Here is a 13891-nt window from a genome sequence, read left to right as displayed (position 1 = left end):
GAAAGAGTGGCCCCCATCGTGTGATCCATTCGCGGGCCTACGCCGCCGCGGGCCCGCGCCCGGATCCACGACGTACCGACCACTACATGCATGCGAACCGCATCGCAGGGGGTTCTATGAGATCCAACCGTGCCAAAGCGCGCGCCGGTGTGAGCATGGCAGCGACACTGCCCATGATCGCCGGCGCTCTGGCGCTCGGCATACCCGCGGCGCACGCCGCGGACACCCCGGCCCGTGACGCGCTGGCGGGCACCAAGCCCGCCTGGGCCACGGCCAAGGCGGACCAGGGTGCCACCGCCGACCACACCCAGGTCAAGGCCCGGGTCTACCTGGCCGGCCGGGACCGGGCCGGACTCGCCGCCTACGCCAAGGCCGTGTCCGACCCCAGCTCGCCGCTGTACGGCAAGTACCTGAGCCCCAAGAAGGCCGAAGCCCGCTTCGGGGCCACCAAGGCCCAGGTCGCCGCCGTGAAGTCCTGGCTGACGTCGGCCGGGCTCCAGGTCACCGAGGTGACCTCGCACTACGTCACCGTCTCCGGTGACGTCGCCGCCGCCGAGAAAGCGTTCGGCACCCAGCTGCACAACTTCGCCAAGGGGTCGAAGACCTACCGCGCCCCGGCGAAGACCGCCACGGTGCCGGCCGGTCTGCAGGGCGCCGTCCTGACCGTCACCGGCCTGGACAACGCGCCGCACAAGTCGACCCACAACGACCAGCTGCCGCCCCCGGACGCCGTGTTCAAGAACTCCGGGCCGTTCTCCTCGTACTACGGCTCGAAGACCGCGACCACGCTGCCCGACGCGTACGGCCAGAAGATCCCGTACGCGATCAAGGGCTACACCGGCAAGCAGCTGCGCGCCGCCTACGGCGCGGGCAGCTACACCGGCAAGCACGTGCGCATCGCGATCACCGACGCGTACGCCTCGCCGACCATCGCCTTCGACGCGGGCAAGTACGCGCTGAAGAACGGTGACGCGGCCTGGAAGACCGGTCAGCTGCACCAGGTGCTGCCGAAGAACTACACCAAGACCGAGGAGTGCGGGGCGGCCGGCTGGTACGGCGAGGAGACCCTCGACGTCGAGGCCGTGCACGCCGTCGCGCCGGACGCCGACGTCACCTACGTGGGCGCCGCGTCCTGCTACGACGACGACCTGCTCGACTCGCTCAGCAAGATCGTCGACAACCACCTGGCCGACATCGTCTCCAACTCCTGGGGCGACATCGAGGCCAACCAGACGCCGGACCTCGCGGCCGCCTACGACCAGGTCTTCCAGCTGGGCGCGGTCCAGGGCATCGGCTTCTACTTCTCCTCCGGTGACAACGGCGACGAGGTCGCCCACACCGGCACGAAGCAGGTCGACACCCCGGCCAACTCGGCGTGGGTGACCGCGGTCGGCGGTACCTCGCTGGCCGTCGGCAAGGGCGACAAGTACCAGTGGGAGACCGGCTGGGGCACCGAGAAGGCGACCCTGTCGGCCGACGGCAAGAGCTGGACGGGCTTCCCCGGCGCCTTCACCTCGGGCGCGGGCGGCGGCACCAGCAAGACCGTGCCGCAGCCGTACTACCAGAAGAACGTCGTCCCGAAGGCGCTGGCCACGGCCAACAACGCCGCCGGCAACCGCGTCGTCCCGGACATCGCGGCCATCGCCGACCCGAACACCGGCTTCCTGGTCGGTCAGACCCAGACCTTCCCGGACGGCACCGAGCAGTACAGCGAGTACCGCATCGGCGGCACCTCGCTGGCCGCCCCGGTGATCGCAGCGGTGCAGGCCCTGGCCCAGGAGGCGCGCGGCGGCAAGGCGATCGGCTTCGCCAACCCGTCGATCTATGCCAAGGCCGGCAAGCAGGGCGTGTTCCACGACGTCACGGACAACCCGACGGGTTCCGGCCTGGCGGTGGCCCGCATCGACTTCGTGAACGGCTTCGACGCCGCCGGCGGCCTCGCGACCTCGGTCCGCAGCCTCGGCAAGGACAGCTCGCTGTCCGCGGTGAAGGGCTACGACGATGTCACCGGCGTGGGCTCGCCCGCGAACGGCTACGTCCAGTCGTTCCGCCGTCACTGATCCGCTGACGCGGTAGGGGGGCGTGGGGTGCTCAACACCCCGCGCCCCCCATCGCGTCGCTCTGACGATTACACCGATTACACTGAGCGCGTGCCTCCGTTGAACTTCTGGTCGATCTATCAGCATGGCTTCGCCCGCGTCGCCGCGTGTACGGGTCACACCGTCATCGCGGACCCGCACGCCAACGCCGAAGCGGTCCTGCGCCACGCACGCCGGTGCGCCGGGGAAGGGGTCGCCGTCGCCGTCTTCCCGGAGATGGTGCTGTGCGGCTACTCGATCGAGGACCTGCTGCTCCAGGACGCGCTGCTCGACCAGGTCGAGGAGGCGCTCCAGGAGGTGGTGGCCGGGTCGGTGGAGCTGCTGCCGGTACTGGTCGTCGGTGCCCCGCTGCGCCACCGCAACCGGGTCTACAACTGCGCGGTCGTCGTGCACCGCGGTCGTGTCCTCGGTGTCGTGCCCAAGTCGTACCCGCCGAACTACCGGGAGTTCTACGAGCGCCGGCAGATCGGCGACGGCGCCGACGAGCGCGGTGGGTCGATCCGCGTCGCCGGCGAGTCCGTACCGTTCGGCGTGGATCTGCTGTTCGCGGCCGACGACGTCCCGGGGCTCGTGCTGCACGCGGAGATCTGCGAGGACATGTGGGTGCCGGTGCCGCCCAGCGCGGAGGCGGCCCTCGCCGGTGCGACCGTCCTCGTCAATCTCTCGGGCAGCCCGATCACGGTCGGGCGGGCCGAGGACCGCAAGCTGCTGTGCCGCTCGGCGTCCGCCCGCTGCCTCGCCGCGTACGTCTACGCGGCGGCCGGCCTCGGCGAGTCGACCACCGACCTGTCCTGGGACGGCCAGGCCATGGTCTACGAGAACGGCGTGCTGCTGGCCGAGACCGAGCGGTTCCCGCTGGGCGACGAGTACGCGGTGGCCGACGTGGACCTCGATCTGCTGCGGCAGGAGCGGCAGCGGATGGGCACGTTCGACGACAACCGCCGTACGCACCGCGCGCGGACCGGTGACTTCCGGACGGTCGGCTTCGAGCTCGATCCGCCGCTCACCGACCTGGGGCTGCGTCGCCGCCTGGAGCGCTTCCCGTTCGTGCCGGCCGACCCCGACCGCCTCGCCCTGGACTGCTACGAGGCGTACAACATCCAGGTCGAGGGCCTCCAGCAGCGGCTGGCGGCGATCGGCGGCCCGAAGGTGGTCATCGGGGTGTCCGGCGGGCTCGACTCCACGCACGCGCTGATCGTCGCGGCCCGCGCGATGGACCGCGCGGGCCGTCCGCGCAGCGACATCCTGGCCTGGACGCTGCCCGGCTTCGCCACCAGCGACCACACCAAGGACAACGCCCATGCGCTGATGCGCGCCCTCGGCGTCACCGCGGCCGAGCTGGACATCACGCCGACCGCACGGCTGATGCTGCAGGAGATGGGCCACCCGTTCGCCTCCGGCGAGCCGGTGTACGACGTCACCTTCGAGAACGTGCAGGCGGGTCTGCGCACGGACTATCTCTTCCGGCTCGCCAACCAGCGCGGCGGCATCGTGCTCGGCACCGGTGACCTGTCGGAGCTGGCGCTCGGCTGGTCCACGTACGGCGTGGGCGACCAGATGAGCCACTACAACGTCAACTCGGGCGTACCGAAGACGCTGATCCAGCATCTGATTCGCTGGGTCATCAGCAGCGGGCAGTTCGACGAGGAGACCGGCAAGATCCTCGCCGCGATCCTCGACACCGAGATCAGCCCGGAACTCGTACCGGGCGAGGAGATGCAGTCCACCGAGTCCAAGATCGGCCCGTACGCGCTGCACGACTTCACCCTGTACCAGGTGCTGCGCTACGGCTTCCGGCCGTCGAAGGTCGCCTTCCTGGCCTGGCACGCCTGGCACGACGCGGACGCCGGCGCCTGGCCGCCGGGCTTCCCCGAGGCCAAGCGGGTGACGTACGACCTGCCGGAGATCCGGCGCTGGCTGGAGGTCTTCTGCCGCCGCTTCTTCGGGTTCGCGCAGTTCAAACGGTCGGCGATGCCGAACGGGCCGAAGGTCTCGGCCGGCGGTTCGCTCTCCCCGCGCGGCGACTGGCGCGCACCGTCCGACAGCTCGGCCCGGGCGTGGTTGCGGGACCTGGCCCGCTTCGACGTCCCGGAGGCGGGGCAGTGACCGCTCGGTGACGGCCTGAGCGACACGAAGGGGCGCCCGGTGACTCACCCGGGCGCCCCTTCCTCGTATCCGCGAGCCGGGTCAGTGGGTGAAGCTCTCCGCGTGCTCCGGCAGGTGCGTGGCGACCACGCGCTCCCGTCCCGCGTGCGGAACGTGCCGCCGGTCCACCGCGTAGGCCACGCCGGCCACCCCGAGCCCGAGCACCGCCAGCGCCGCGCCCGCGACGGCGGGGGACGTCGTACCGAAGCCCGCCGCCAGCGCCAGGCCGCCGATCCAGGCGCCACCGGCGTTCGCCAGGTTGAAGGCGGCCTGGTTGGCCGAGGAGGCGAGGGCGGGAGCGGCCGCGGCCTTCTCCATGACCATCATCTGGAGCGGGGAGCCGGTGACGAACGCCGCCATGCCGAGCAGCGCCACCGCGAGGGCGGCGCTCCACTCCGTGCGCATCAGCAGCGGGAACAGCAGCAGGACGGCCGCCAGCGAGGCAAGACCGCCGAAGAGGGTGCCCCGCATCGAGTGGTCGGCGAGGCGCCCGCCCAGCAGGTTGCCGGCCGTCGCACCGACGCCGAACAGGGCGAGCAGCGCCGTCACGCTGCCCTCGGCGAAGCCGGCGGAGCCGGTCAGCATCGGGGTGACGTAGCTGTAGGCCGCGAAGAGCGCACCGAAGCCCGCCACGGTCGTGCCCAGGGCCAGCCACACCGGCACCGACCGCAACGCGGCCAGCTCGCCGCGCAGTCCGGTCGCCGGGGCGTGGGCGTGGTCGTGCGGGATCAACAGCGCCAGCGCGGCTATCGCGGCCAGGCCGATCGTGCTCACGCCGAGGAAGGTCGCCCGCCAGCCGAGGTGCTGGCCCATCAGCGTGGCGACGGGGACGCCCGCGACGTTGGCGACGGTCAGGCCGAGGAACATCAGGGAGACGGAGCGGGCCTTGCGCTCCGGCGCGACCATGCGCGTGGCGACGACCGCGCCCACCCCGAAGAAGGCGCCGTGCGGCAGGCCGCTGAGGAAGCGGGCGGCGAGCAGGGAGTCGTAGCCGGGGGCGAACGCGGAGAGCGCGTTGCCCGCCACGAACAGGGCCATGAGGGCCATCAGGACCTTGCGGCGGGACATCCGCGCGGTCACGGCGGCCAGCAGCGGTGCGCCGATGACGACGCCCAGTGCGTACGCCGAGACCAGGTGCCCGGCGGTGGGGATCGAGATGTGCAGGTCGTCCGCGACGTCGGGCAGCAGGCCCATCATCACGAACTCGGTGGTACCGATACCGAAAGCGCCGACGGCCAGTGCGAGCAGGGCCAGGGGCATGAAGGGCCTGTGCCTTTCAGGGGAGAGCGGAGTTCCGTACAGTTTATGTTCAGCTACGGAACAAAGTCTCTCGGGCCCGGTATTCCAGCGGGTTACGAGGACGTGTCCAGCTTCACACGGGCCGCCACCGGCAGATGGTCGCTGTTGGTGCGCGGCAGGGTCCAGGAGCTCTCCGGGTCGATGCCCCTGACCATGATCTGGTCGATCCGCGCCATCGGGAACGACGCCGGCCAGCTGAACCCGAAGCCGCTGCCGGCCGCGCCCTGCGTGGAGCGCAGCTGCGAGGTGACGGCGTTGAGCGAGCGGTCGTTCATCGTGCCGTTCAGATCACCGAGCAGCACGACGTGCTGCAGGGGCTCGTCGGCGACGGCCTCGCCGAGCGCGTCGGCGCTCTTGTCGCGCTGCCGGGCGGTGAACCCGGCCTCCATCTTCACCCGCACCGAGGGGAGATGGGCGACGTAGACCGCGAGCGGACCCTCGGGCGTCGCCACGGTCGCGCGCATCGCCCGCTTCCAGCCGAGCTTGATGTCGACGTCCGCCACGCCGGTCATCGGGTACTTGCTCCACAGGCCGACCGTGCCGACGACCGCGTGGTACTTGTACGTCGACGCGAGCGCCTTCTCGTACACCGGGACGGCGGACGCGGGCAGTTCCTCCAGGGCCAGCAGGTCGGCCCCGGAGGAGGCGACGTCCTGGGCGGTCGCGGCCGGGTCGGGGTTGTCGGCGTTCACGTTGTGGGTGGCCACCATCAGGTCGCCGCCGCCGGCCGTCTTGTCGGTGAGCAGTCCGCCGAAGAGGTTCAGCCAGACGATCGCCGGGAGGAGGATCGCGATCAGCGCGGTCGCCGACTTCCGGAGCAGCCCGAGGACCAGCAGAACCGGGATGGCGAGGCCCAGCCACGGCAGGAAGGTCTCCGTGAGGCTGCCGAGGTTGCCCACCCGGTTGGGGATGCGCGAGTGCAGCAGCATCACCAGCGCGAGCAGCAGCCCGAGGGCGGCGAGGACGAGACCCCGGCGCCAGATGCGCGGATCGCCGCGCCAGCCGCCGAGCAGACGGTGCGTCAGGCGCCGAAGCCGGGATCCTGGTTGCTCGGACCCCGAGCCGCCGTTGTCCGTCTCCGTCACGTACGCCTGCTGCGCCATACCGTCTGCCTCACTGCCTGCCGTGCACACCGTCGTTCCCCTGTGTTCATCCGACCCTAGGGGATGATCGGCTCCGCTCCTGCCGTCCCATGACGGCCGTACGGAAGACGAGGACGAACGAGTCGGGTCCCGGGGTTCCGGTTACCCCCGGGACCGGCGTGGTCTGTGACGAAACGTGCACATACGCGCTACGAAGCTGTCGAGCCGACCGGTCGCAGTCCGGCCAGGACCGTGTCGACGATCTCCTCGGCCAGCCCCTCGGGCAGGTCGGCGGTCGGCCGCATCACGGAGCGGACGAGGATCGGTCCCACGAACATGTCGTTGGCCAGCTCCACGTCGACGTCGGCCCTGAGTTCGCCGGTGCGCTGTCCGCGGCGCAGCACCTCGAGTCCCAGATTGCGCCGGGGCACTATGACGGTCTCGTGGTAGGCCGCCCAGATCCTCGGGCTGCTCTTCATCTGGGCGTGGGCGTTGTGCAGGAGCGCCGACGAGCGGCTGGCCAGTCCGCGTCGGCGCAGCGACTCCAGCAGGACGACGAGGTCGTCGCGCATGGAGGTGCCGGGGAGTTCGGGGTCGGGCGGCTCGGCCGCGCGCACGACGTCGAGGACCAGCTCCTCCTTGCCGCTCCAGCGACGGTAGATGGTGGCCTTGCCGACGCCGGCGGTGCGCGCGACACGCTCGATGGACAGCTCGGCGAGGGGCACGCCGTCCTCCAGGAGCTTGATCACACCTTCGATGATGGCGCGTTCAACGGACTCGCTGCGGGGCCGGCCCCGGGCGGGGCCGTCCGTTCGCGGCCGGCTGTCGGCAAGACTCACGTCGTATCCGTCCTTTCGGTGCACTGCGGGGATTGTCCCGCAGCAGCCTCCTTCTCCCGTGGAGCCCTGGTGGAGTGTCAGTCCGCCGCCGCGACCAACTGCGCCTCCTTCTTGCCCTCCTGACCGGCCGGCGGCTTGCCCGGCAGGAACAGGACCGTGACCAGGGCGCCGATGAGCGCGACGCCCGTACCGCACAGGGCGGTGACGTGCATGGCGTGCAGGAAGGCGTCGTTGGCGGGGGTGACGAGGGCGTGGCCCTGCGGGCCGAGCTTCTCGGCGATGCCGAGGGTGGCCTCGATGGACTCGCCGGCCGTGTCGCGCAGGCCGGGCGGCAGCAGGCCGAGCCTGCCCTCGATGCCGTTGCGGTAGGCGGCGGAGAGCACCGAGCCGAGGACGGCGATACCGAGGGCGCCACCGACCTGGCGGAAGGTGTTGCTGAGCGCGGAGGCGGAGCCGGCCTTCTCGCGCGGCAGGGCCTGCATGATGACGACGGAGGTCGGCGTCATGATGTGCGCCATACCGGTGCCCATGAGGAAGAAGATGATCTCCAGCAGCCAGATCGGCGTGTCAGCCTCGAAGGTGGCGAAGGCGGCCAGCGTCGCCGCGATGAGCACCAGGCCCGCGGTGGTCGTGGCCTTGTTGCCGAACCGCTCCACCACCAGCCGGGCGCGCGGCGCGAAGATCATCTGCGCGGCGGCCAGCGGCAGCATCAGCAGCCCGGACTGCAGCGGCGAGTAGCCGCGCACGCTCTGGGTGTAGAAGACGGAGAAGAACGTGACACCCATCAGCGCGAAGAAGACCAGCGCGATGGCGGCCATGGCGGCCGAGAAGACCTTGTTCTTGAAGTAGGTCACGTCCAGCGACGGGTGGTCGCTGCGCTTCTCGAAGACGACGAAGGCGGCGAGGACGGCGAGACCTGCGGCGATGGTCGACAACACCGTCGGGTCGGTGAAGTCGGCCAGCTCACCGCCCTTGATGATGCCGTAGACCAGCAGGACCAGACCGACGACGGACAGGACCACGCCGATCGGGTCGAGGCGGCCGGGGCTGGGGTCGCGGGAGTCCGGCACGAGCCACACCATCAGGGCGAGCGCCGTGATCACGATCGGCACGTTGATGAGGAAGACCGAGCCCCACCAGAAGTGGTCGAGCAGCGCGCCGCCGGTGATCGGGCCGATGGCGATGGCGAGGCCGACGCCGCCGGCCCAGATGCCGATGGCCTTGGGCTGCTCGTCGCGCTCGAAGACGTTCATCAGCACGGCGAGGGTGGCCGGCATCACGAAGGCGGCACCGAGGGCCATCAGGGCGCGGTAGGCGATCAGCTGGTCCGGGGAGCCGGACTCGGCGGCCAGGGCCGAGCCGATGCCGAAGACCACGAGACCGCCGAGCAGGGCCTTCTTGCGGCCGACACGGTCGCCGACGAGACCGGCGGTGAACAGCAGTCCGGCGAAGACGAGGGTGTAGGCGTTGATCGCCCACTCGATCTCGCTCTGGGTGGCACCGAGGCCGGTGGGCGCCGGGGTGGAGATGGTCTTGATGGCGACGTTCAGGATCGAGTTGTCGAGCACCACGATGAGCAGGCTCAGCATCAGCACGCCGAGGATCGCCCAGCGGCGCCGGTGCACCGCTTCCGGTATCCGGGAGGCAGGGACGGGACTTGTCATGTGATGAGCCTACGATCATTTCAATACGGCACCGTCTCGTATCTGAACTCCTTTACCGAGGCCTTACACAGGGGCCGGCCCGTGCCGAAGGGATCACAAGGGGTCCCCCTGGCCCTCGCCGGCACGAAGTGCCACCATGGAGGCGATCCGGGGACGCCGTAAGGGCGCCTCGAGATGACTGAAGGAGCCGTTGCCATGACGCAGCTTTCGGCTGCCCAGAACAAGCCTTCCGACGGCAGCAAGGCGCTGTACGGGGGGAAGGGCACCCGCCGCATCACCGTCCGCGACATCGCCCTCTCCAAGGAGCGGGGCGAGAAGTGGCCCATGCTCACCGCCTACGACGCGATGACCGCGTCCGTCTTCGACGAGGCCGGGATCCCGGTGATCCTGGTCGGCGACTCGGCGGGCAACTGCCACCTCGGGTACGAGAGCACCGTGCCCGTCACCCTCGACGAGATGACCATGCTGTCCGCAGCCGTCGTACGCGGCACGCAGCGCTCCCTGATCGTCGGCGACCTGCCCTTCGGCTCCTACCAGGAGGGCCCGGTGCAGGCGCTGCGCTCGGCGACCCGGCTGGTGAAGGACGCCGGGGTCGGCGCGGTCAAGCTGGAGGGCGGCGAGCGCTCGCACGAACAGATCCGGCTGCTGGTGGAGTCCGGCATCCCGGTGATGGCGCACATCGGCCTGACCCCGCAGTCCGTGAACGCGATGGGCTATCGCGTGCAGGGACGGGGCGAGGAGGCGGCGGCGCAGTTGCTGCGGGACGCCAAGGCCGTGCAGGACGCGGGCGCGTTCGCGGTCGTGCTGGAGCTGGTTCCGGCGGAGCTGGCGGCCGAGGTGACGCGGGTGCTGCACATTCCCACCGTCGGGATCGGTGCCGGACCGCAGACGGATGCGCAGGTACTGGTGTGGACCGACATGCTGGGGCTGACGTCGGGCCGGGTGCCGAAGTTCGTCAAGAAGTACGCCGACCTGCGTGAGGTCATGGGGAACGCGGTGAAGGAGTTCGCGGAGGACGTCGTCGGCGGGGCGTTCCCGCTGGAGGACCACTCCGTCCACTAGCCATTGCGGCAACACCACGGACAGCCCGCCGATCTTCCCCCGTCGGCGGGCTGTCCCTCTTTGTGCGCCGGGGCACCAACTCCGGCCCGGCATCGGCGAATCGGTCGTCTCCAGGAGGAGAGCACGGTTCAATTGAGGCCGGTTCGTCCATACCGGGCGACAGATTGCATGCGGGAGGGGCTCGGTGACTGGTCTCGAAGTCGCGGTCGGATGCGTGGTCGCGTGGGTGTGGCGCAAGGCCCGCCGGGTGGGGGACGCGGCGGACACGGAGGTGGACCGCGCACTGGACGCCGGCATGCAGCGCGTGCACGACCTGGTGACGGTGAAGCTGGAGGGCGATCCCGCCCTGCAGCGTCTGCGGGACGAGGCCGACGCCGCGGCCCGGGGAGCCGACGACGAGCCCGCTGCCACGCCCGGCCCGGACTCCCCCGCGCCCGGCGAGCGAACCGTCAGACGCCTCAAGGACGCCCTGGCCGACGCGATGGAGGACGACGCCGCCTTCGCCTCCGAGCTGACCCGGGCGAGCGAGGAGTACCAGCGTCTCCAGGCCTCTCTGGCCCCGGACAGCGCACCCGGCGCGGTGCACGCGCAGAACAGCGGGGTCACCGCCGGAGGTGACATCACGAACACGGGCGGCGCGATCGGCCGGGACTTCAAGGGCGCCGTGACCGTGGGCGTGCAAGCCCCCCGCGAGCCGGGGCCGAACCAGCACTGATCGGCCCCGGCACCACCCTCCCCGGCAACGGGGAAACCGCGCGCAGTGGCGCAGATACTCACGGGTACGCCGGCAGCGGCCACCGGACGGGCAACGAGACTCGCCGGGCCGGCACCGGGACCCGGCGGACGAGCGGCGAGACCCGGCGGACCGGCACGGAGCCCCACCGGACCACCGCCGGAACAGGGGCGGGCACCCCCGGAGTCATCGCCGACCGGGACATCAACAACACCGGCGGCGTCATCGCCGGCACCGTCTTCGGCGGTATCCACCAGCACCACCACCCCGCCACGCCCGCCGCCGGATCCTGGCCGCACCGGGTCGGCGTGATCCCGGAGCAGGCGGACTGCTTCCAGTACCGCGGGGCCGTGGAGGCCCTGGACGCGGCGATGGAAGACGGGCGGACGGCGGTGCTGTGCCAGGTGCTGTCCGGTACCGGAGGCGTGGGCAAGACGCAGCTCGCCGCTCACTACGCCCGGCGCCGGTGGGAGTCCGCAGCGGTGGACCTGCTGGTGTGGGTGAGCGCCGGCACCCGGGACGCCATCGTCTCCGCCTACGCCCGTGCGGCTCGGCTGGTGACCGGTTCCGGCGGTGACGACCCCGAAGAGGACTCCCGCGACTTCCTGGCCTGGCTGGCGTCCACGGACCGGCGCTGGCTGGTGGTCCTGGACGACCTGGCCGACCCGGGCGACCTGAACGGCCTGTGGCCGCCCCGGCACCCCACCGGCCGGGTGGTGGTGACGACCCGGCGCCGCGACGAGGCGCTGAGCCGCGGGGGACGGCGGCTGGTACCGGTCGGCCTCTTCACCCCGGAGGAAGCCGCCGCCTACCTGACCGCCCGGCTCGGCCCCGACCGGGACGAACCCGCCGAGCACATCCGCGCCCTGGCCGAGGACCTGGGCCACCTCCCGCTGGCGCTGGCCCAGGCCGCCGCCTACATGGCCGACCGCGGCCTGGACTGTGCGGCCTATCGCGTACGGTTCGCGGACCGTCGCCGCTCCCTCGCCGACGTGCTTCCCGAAACCGGGGCCCTGCCCGACGACCAGCGGCGCACCGTGGCCGTCACCTGGTCGCTGTCGATCGAGCTGGCCGACCAGCTCAGGCCCGCGGGTCTGGCCCGACCCCTGCTGCAGCTCGCCAGCATGCTGGACTCCAACGGCATCCCCACGGCCGTCCTGAGCAGTACCCCCGCCCTGGAGTACCTCGCCGCCGAGCGCACTCCGGGCACCTCGGACTCCCTCGCGGCCCAGGAGGCCGTGGACGAGGAGGCCGCCGGCGACGCCCTGCACTGTCTGCGCCGGCTGAACCTGATAGATCTCGCCGCCGACTCCCCGGACCCGGACGTACGCGTCCACAGCCTGATCCAGCGGGCGACCCGTGACCAGCTGGCACCCGCCGCCGTCGACCAGGCCGCCCAGGTGGCCGCGGATGCGCTGCTGCACGTGTGGCCCCAGGTCGAGCAGGCCATGGACAGCGGAGTGCTCCGCGCCAACACGGCCGCTCTGCAGACCCACGCCGGACCCCGGTTGTGGCAGGCGGGAGCCCATCCGCTCCTCTTCGAGGCCGGGCTCAGCCTGGCCAGGACGAAACTGCTGGTCTCGGCGGGCAGCTACTGGAAACAGCTCCACGCGGCCGCACGTCAGCACCTGGGTGCCGACCACCCCGACACCCTGACCACCCGCGCCAGAATCGCCCAGTGGCGGGGCGCTGCCGGGGACCGGACCGGTGCGGTGGCGGCCCTGGAGGACCTGTTCGCCGACCGGGTGCGCGTCCTCGGCCCCGATCACCCCGACACCCTGTTCACCCGGGCGAACATCGCGATGTGGCGGGACGCGGCCGGGGACCGGGCGGGTTCGGTGCAGGCGTGGCAGGACCTGCTCGCCGACCGGCTGCGCGTCCTGGGCCCCGACCATCCCGACACGCTGGCCACCCGCGCGAACGTCGCCGCCAAACGGGGAGCGGCCGGGGACCGGGCCGGTGCGGTCCAGGCCCTGAAGGACCTGCTCGCCGACCGAATCCGCGTCCTCGGCCCCGACCACCCCGACACGCTGGCCACCCGCGCGACCCTCGCCCACTGGCAGGGGGAGGCCGGGGACCGGACCGGGGCGGTCCGGGCGCTGGAGGACCTGCTCGCCGACCGGCTGCGCGTCCTGGGCCCCGATCATCCCGACACGCTGGCCACCCGGGCCACCCTCGCCCATCGGCGGAGGCTGGCCGGTGACCAGGACGGCGCGCTGCGGGCCTGGGACGACCTCATCGCCGAGCGGGTCCGCGTCCTGGGCCCCGACCACCCCGACACCCTGGACACCCGCGCGACGCTCGCCCACTGGCGGTCGGAGGCCAGGGACCACGCCGGGGCGCTCCGGGCGTGGGAGGACCTGCTCGCCGACCGGATCCGCGTGCAGGGGCCCGATCACCGGGCCACCCTGACGACCCGCGCGCACATCGCCCAGGTGCTGGCGAAGGACAGGGACCCCGCCGGGGCGCTCCGGGCGTGGGAGGACGTCCTCACCGACCGGCTGCGGGTGCTGGGCCGCGATCACCCCGACACCCTGACCGCGCGGGTGAACGTCGCGCAGATGCGGAGGGTGGTCGGGGACCAGGCCGGCGCGCTGCAGGCGCTGGAGGACCTCCTCGCGGACCGGATCCGCGTGCAGGGCGACGATCACCGGGCCACCAGGGCCACCCGCGCGGAGGTCGCCAACCTGCGGCGCGTGCTGCGGGATCTCGCCGCGGCCGACGCAGCGGGGCCACGCGTCCCCGAGGCCGGTGCCGGCACGGCGGCGCCACGGGTCCCCAAGGCCGGCCTACCGGAAAGGGGCTTCCTTCTCCGGTGGCGCGCGGCCGACGGCACCCGGAAGTCCATGGGCCCCTTCCCCAACCGCGGCACCGCCCAGAAGGCCGGCACCTGGGCCCGTCAGGGGGGCGGCGACTGCATCGAAGTGGTCGAGGCAGACGCCCCGGACTGATCGCGTCGGAGGACTGT

Annotated in this window: 9 protein-coding genes; 5 read left to right on the top strand and 4 right to left on the bottom strand. The window is 71.8% G+C overall.

All coding sequences use genetic code 11. The annotated features are described in order from the left end of the window. Positions 1 to 116 precede the first annotated feature (116 nt). Both ABZ471_RS08790 and ABZ471_RS08785 read left to right on the top strand, forming a co-directional pair. Positions 117 to 2060, top strand: a complete 1944-nt coding sequence (locus ABZ471_RS08790) for a S53 family peptidase (RefSeq protein ID WP_359063974.1) — start codon at positions 117 to 119, stop codon at positions 2058 to 2060. A 90-nt stretch (positions 2061 to 2150) separates the two neighbouring features. Then, complete coding sequence (locus tag ABZ471_RS08785) at positions 2151 to 4205, top strand: NAD(+) synthase (RefSeq protein WP_359063972.1); 2055 nt, start codon at positions 2151 to 2153, stop codon at positions 4203 to 4205. Between the two features lie 81 nt (positions 4206 to 4286). Here ABZ471_RS08785 and ABZ471_RS08780 read toward each other — a convergent pair whose 3' ends face one another. The 4 genes from ABZ471_RS08780 to ABZ471_RS08765 all read right to left on the bottom strand — a co-directional run bounded on the left by ABZ471_RS08780 (position 4287) and on the right by ABZ471_RS08765 (position 9128). Next, complete coding sequence (locus ABZ471_RS08780) at positions 4287 to 5504, bottom strand: MFS transporter (RefSeq protein WP_359063969.1); 1218 nt, start codon at positions 5502 to 5504, stop codon at positions 4287 to 4289. Positions 5505 to 5596: 92 nt separating this feature from the next. After that, the gene (locus ABZ471_RS08775) at positions 5597 to 6646 is read right to left on the bottom strand and encodes an endonuclease/exonuclease/phosphatase family protein (RefSeq protein WP_359063967.1); all 1050 of its coding nucleotides are present in this window, start codon (positions 6644 to 6646) and stop codon (positions 5597 to 5599) included. Between the two features lie 188 nt (positions 6647 to 6834). Then, positions 6835 to 7464: a TetR/AcrR family transcriptional regulator gene (locus ABZ471_RS08770; RefSeq protein WP_359063965.1), complete on the bottom strand. Its 630-nt coding sequence runs from the start codon at positions 7462 to 7464 to the stop codon at positions 6835 to 6837. A gap of 77 nt (positions 7465 to 7541) precedes the next feature. After that, the gene (locus tag ABZ471_RS08765; protein ID WP_359063962.1) at positions 7542 to 9128 is read right to left on the bottom strand and encodes an MFS transporter; all 1587 of its coding nucleotides are present in this window, start codon (positions 9126 to 9128) and stop codon (positions 7542 to 7544) included. Between the two features lie 195 nt (positions 9129 to 9323). Here ABZ471_RS08765 and panB point away from each other — a divergent pair, with 195 nt between their 5' ends. The 3 genes from panB (at position 9324) to ABZ471_RS08750 (ending at position 13874) form a co-directional block, all read left to right on the top strand. Then, positions 9324 to 10190 (top strand): 3-methyl-2-oxobutanoate hydroxymethyltransferase, encoded by an 867-nt coding sequence (panB, locus tag ABZ471_RS08760; protein WP_359063960.1) that lies wholly within the window; start codon positions 9324 to 9326, stop codon positions 10188 to 10190. Positions 10191 to 10374: 184 nt separating this feature from the next. Beyond that, on the top strand, positions 10375 to 10905 hold the full coding sequence (locus tag ABZ471_RS08755) for a hypothetical protein (RefSeq protein ID WP_359063958.1): 531 nt from the start codon (positions 10375 to 10377) through the stop codon (positions 10903 to 10905). A 326-nt stretch (positions 10906 to 11231) separates the two neighbouring features. Beyond that, entirely contained in the window at positions 11232 to 13874 is a 2643-nt protein-coding gene (locus ABZ471_RS08750) for a tetratricopeptide repeat protein (protein ID WP_359063956.1), read from the top strand. Positions 13875 to 13891: the final 17 nt, after the last annotated feature.

Origin of the sequence: Streptomyces sp. NPDC005728 (genome assembly GCF_040630895.1) — a bacterium.
Classification (GTDB): domain Bacteria; phylum Actinomycetota; class Actinomycetes; order Streptomycetales; family Streptomycetaceae; genus Streptomyces.
Note: the sequence above shows the minus strand (reverse complement) of the source record. Positions and strands in the feature narration are given on the sequence as shown.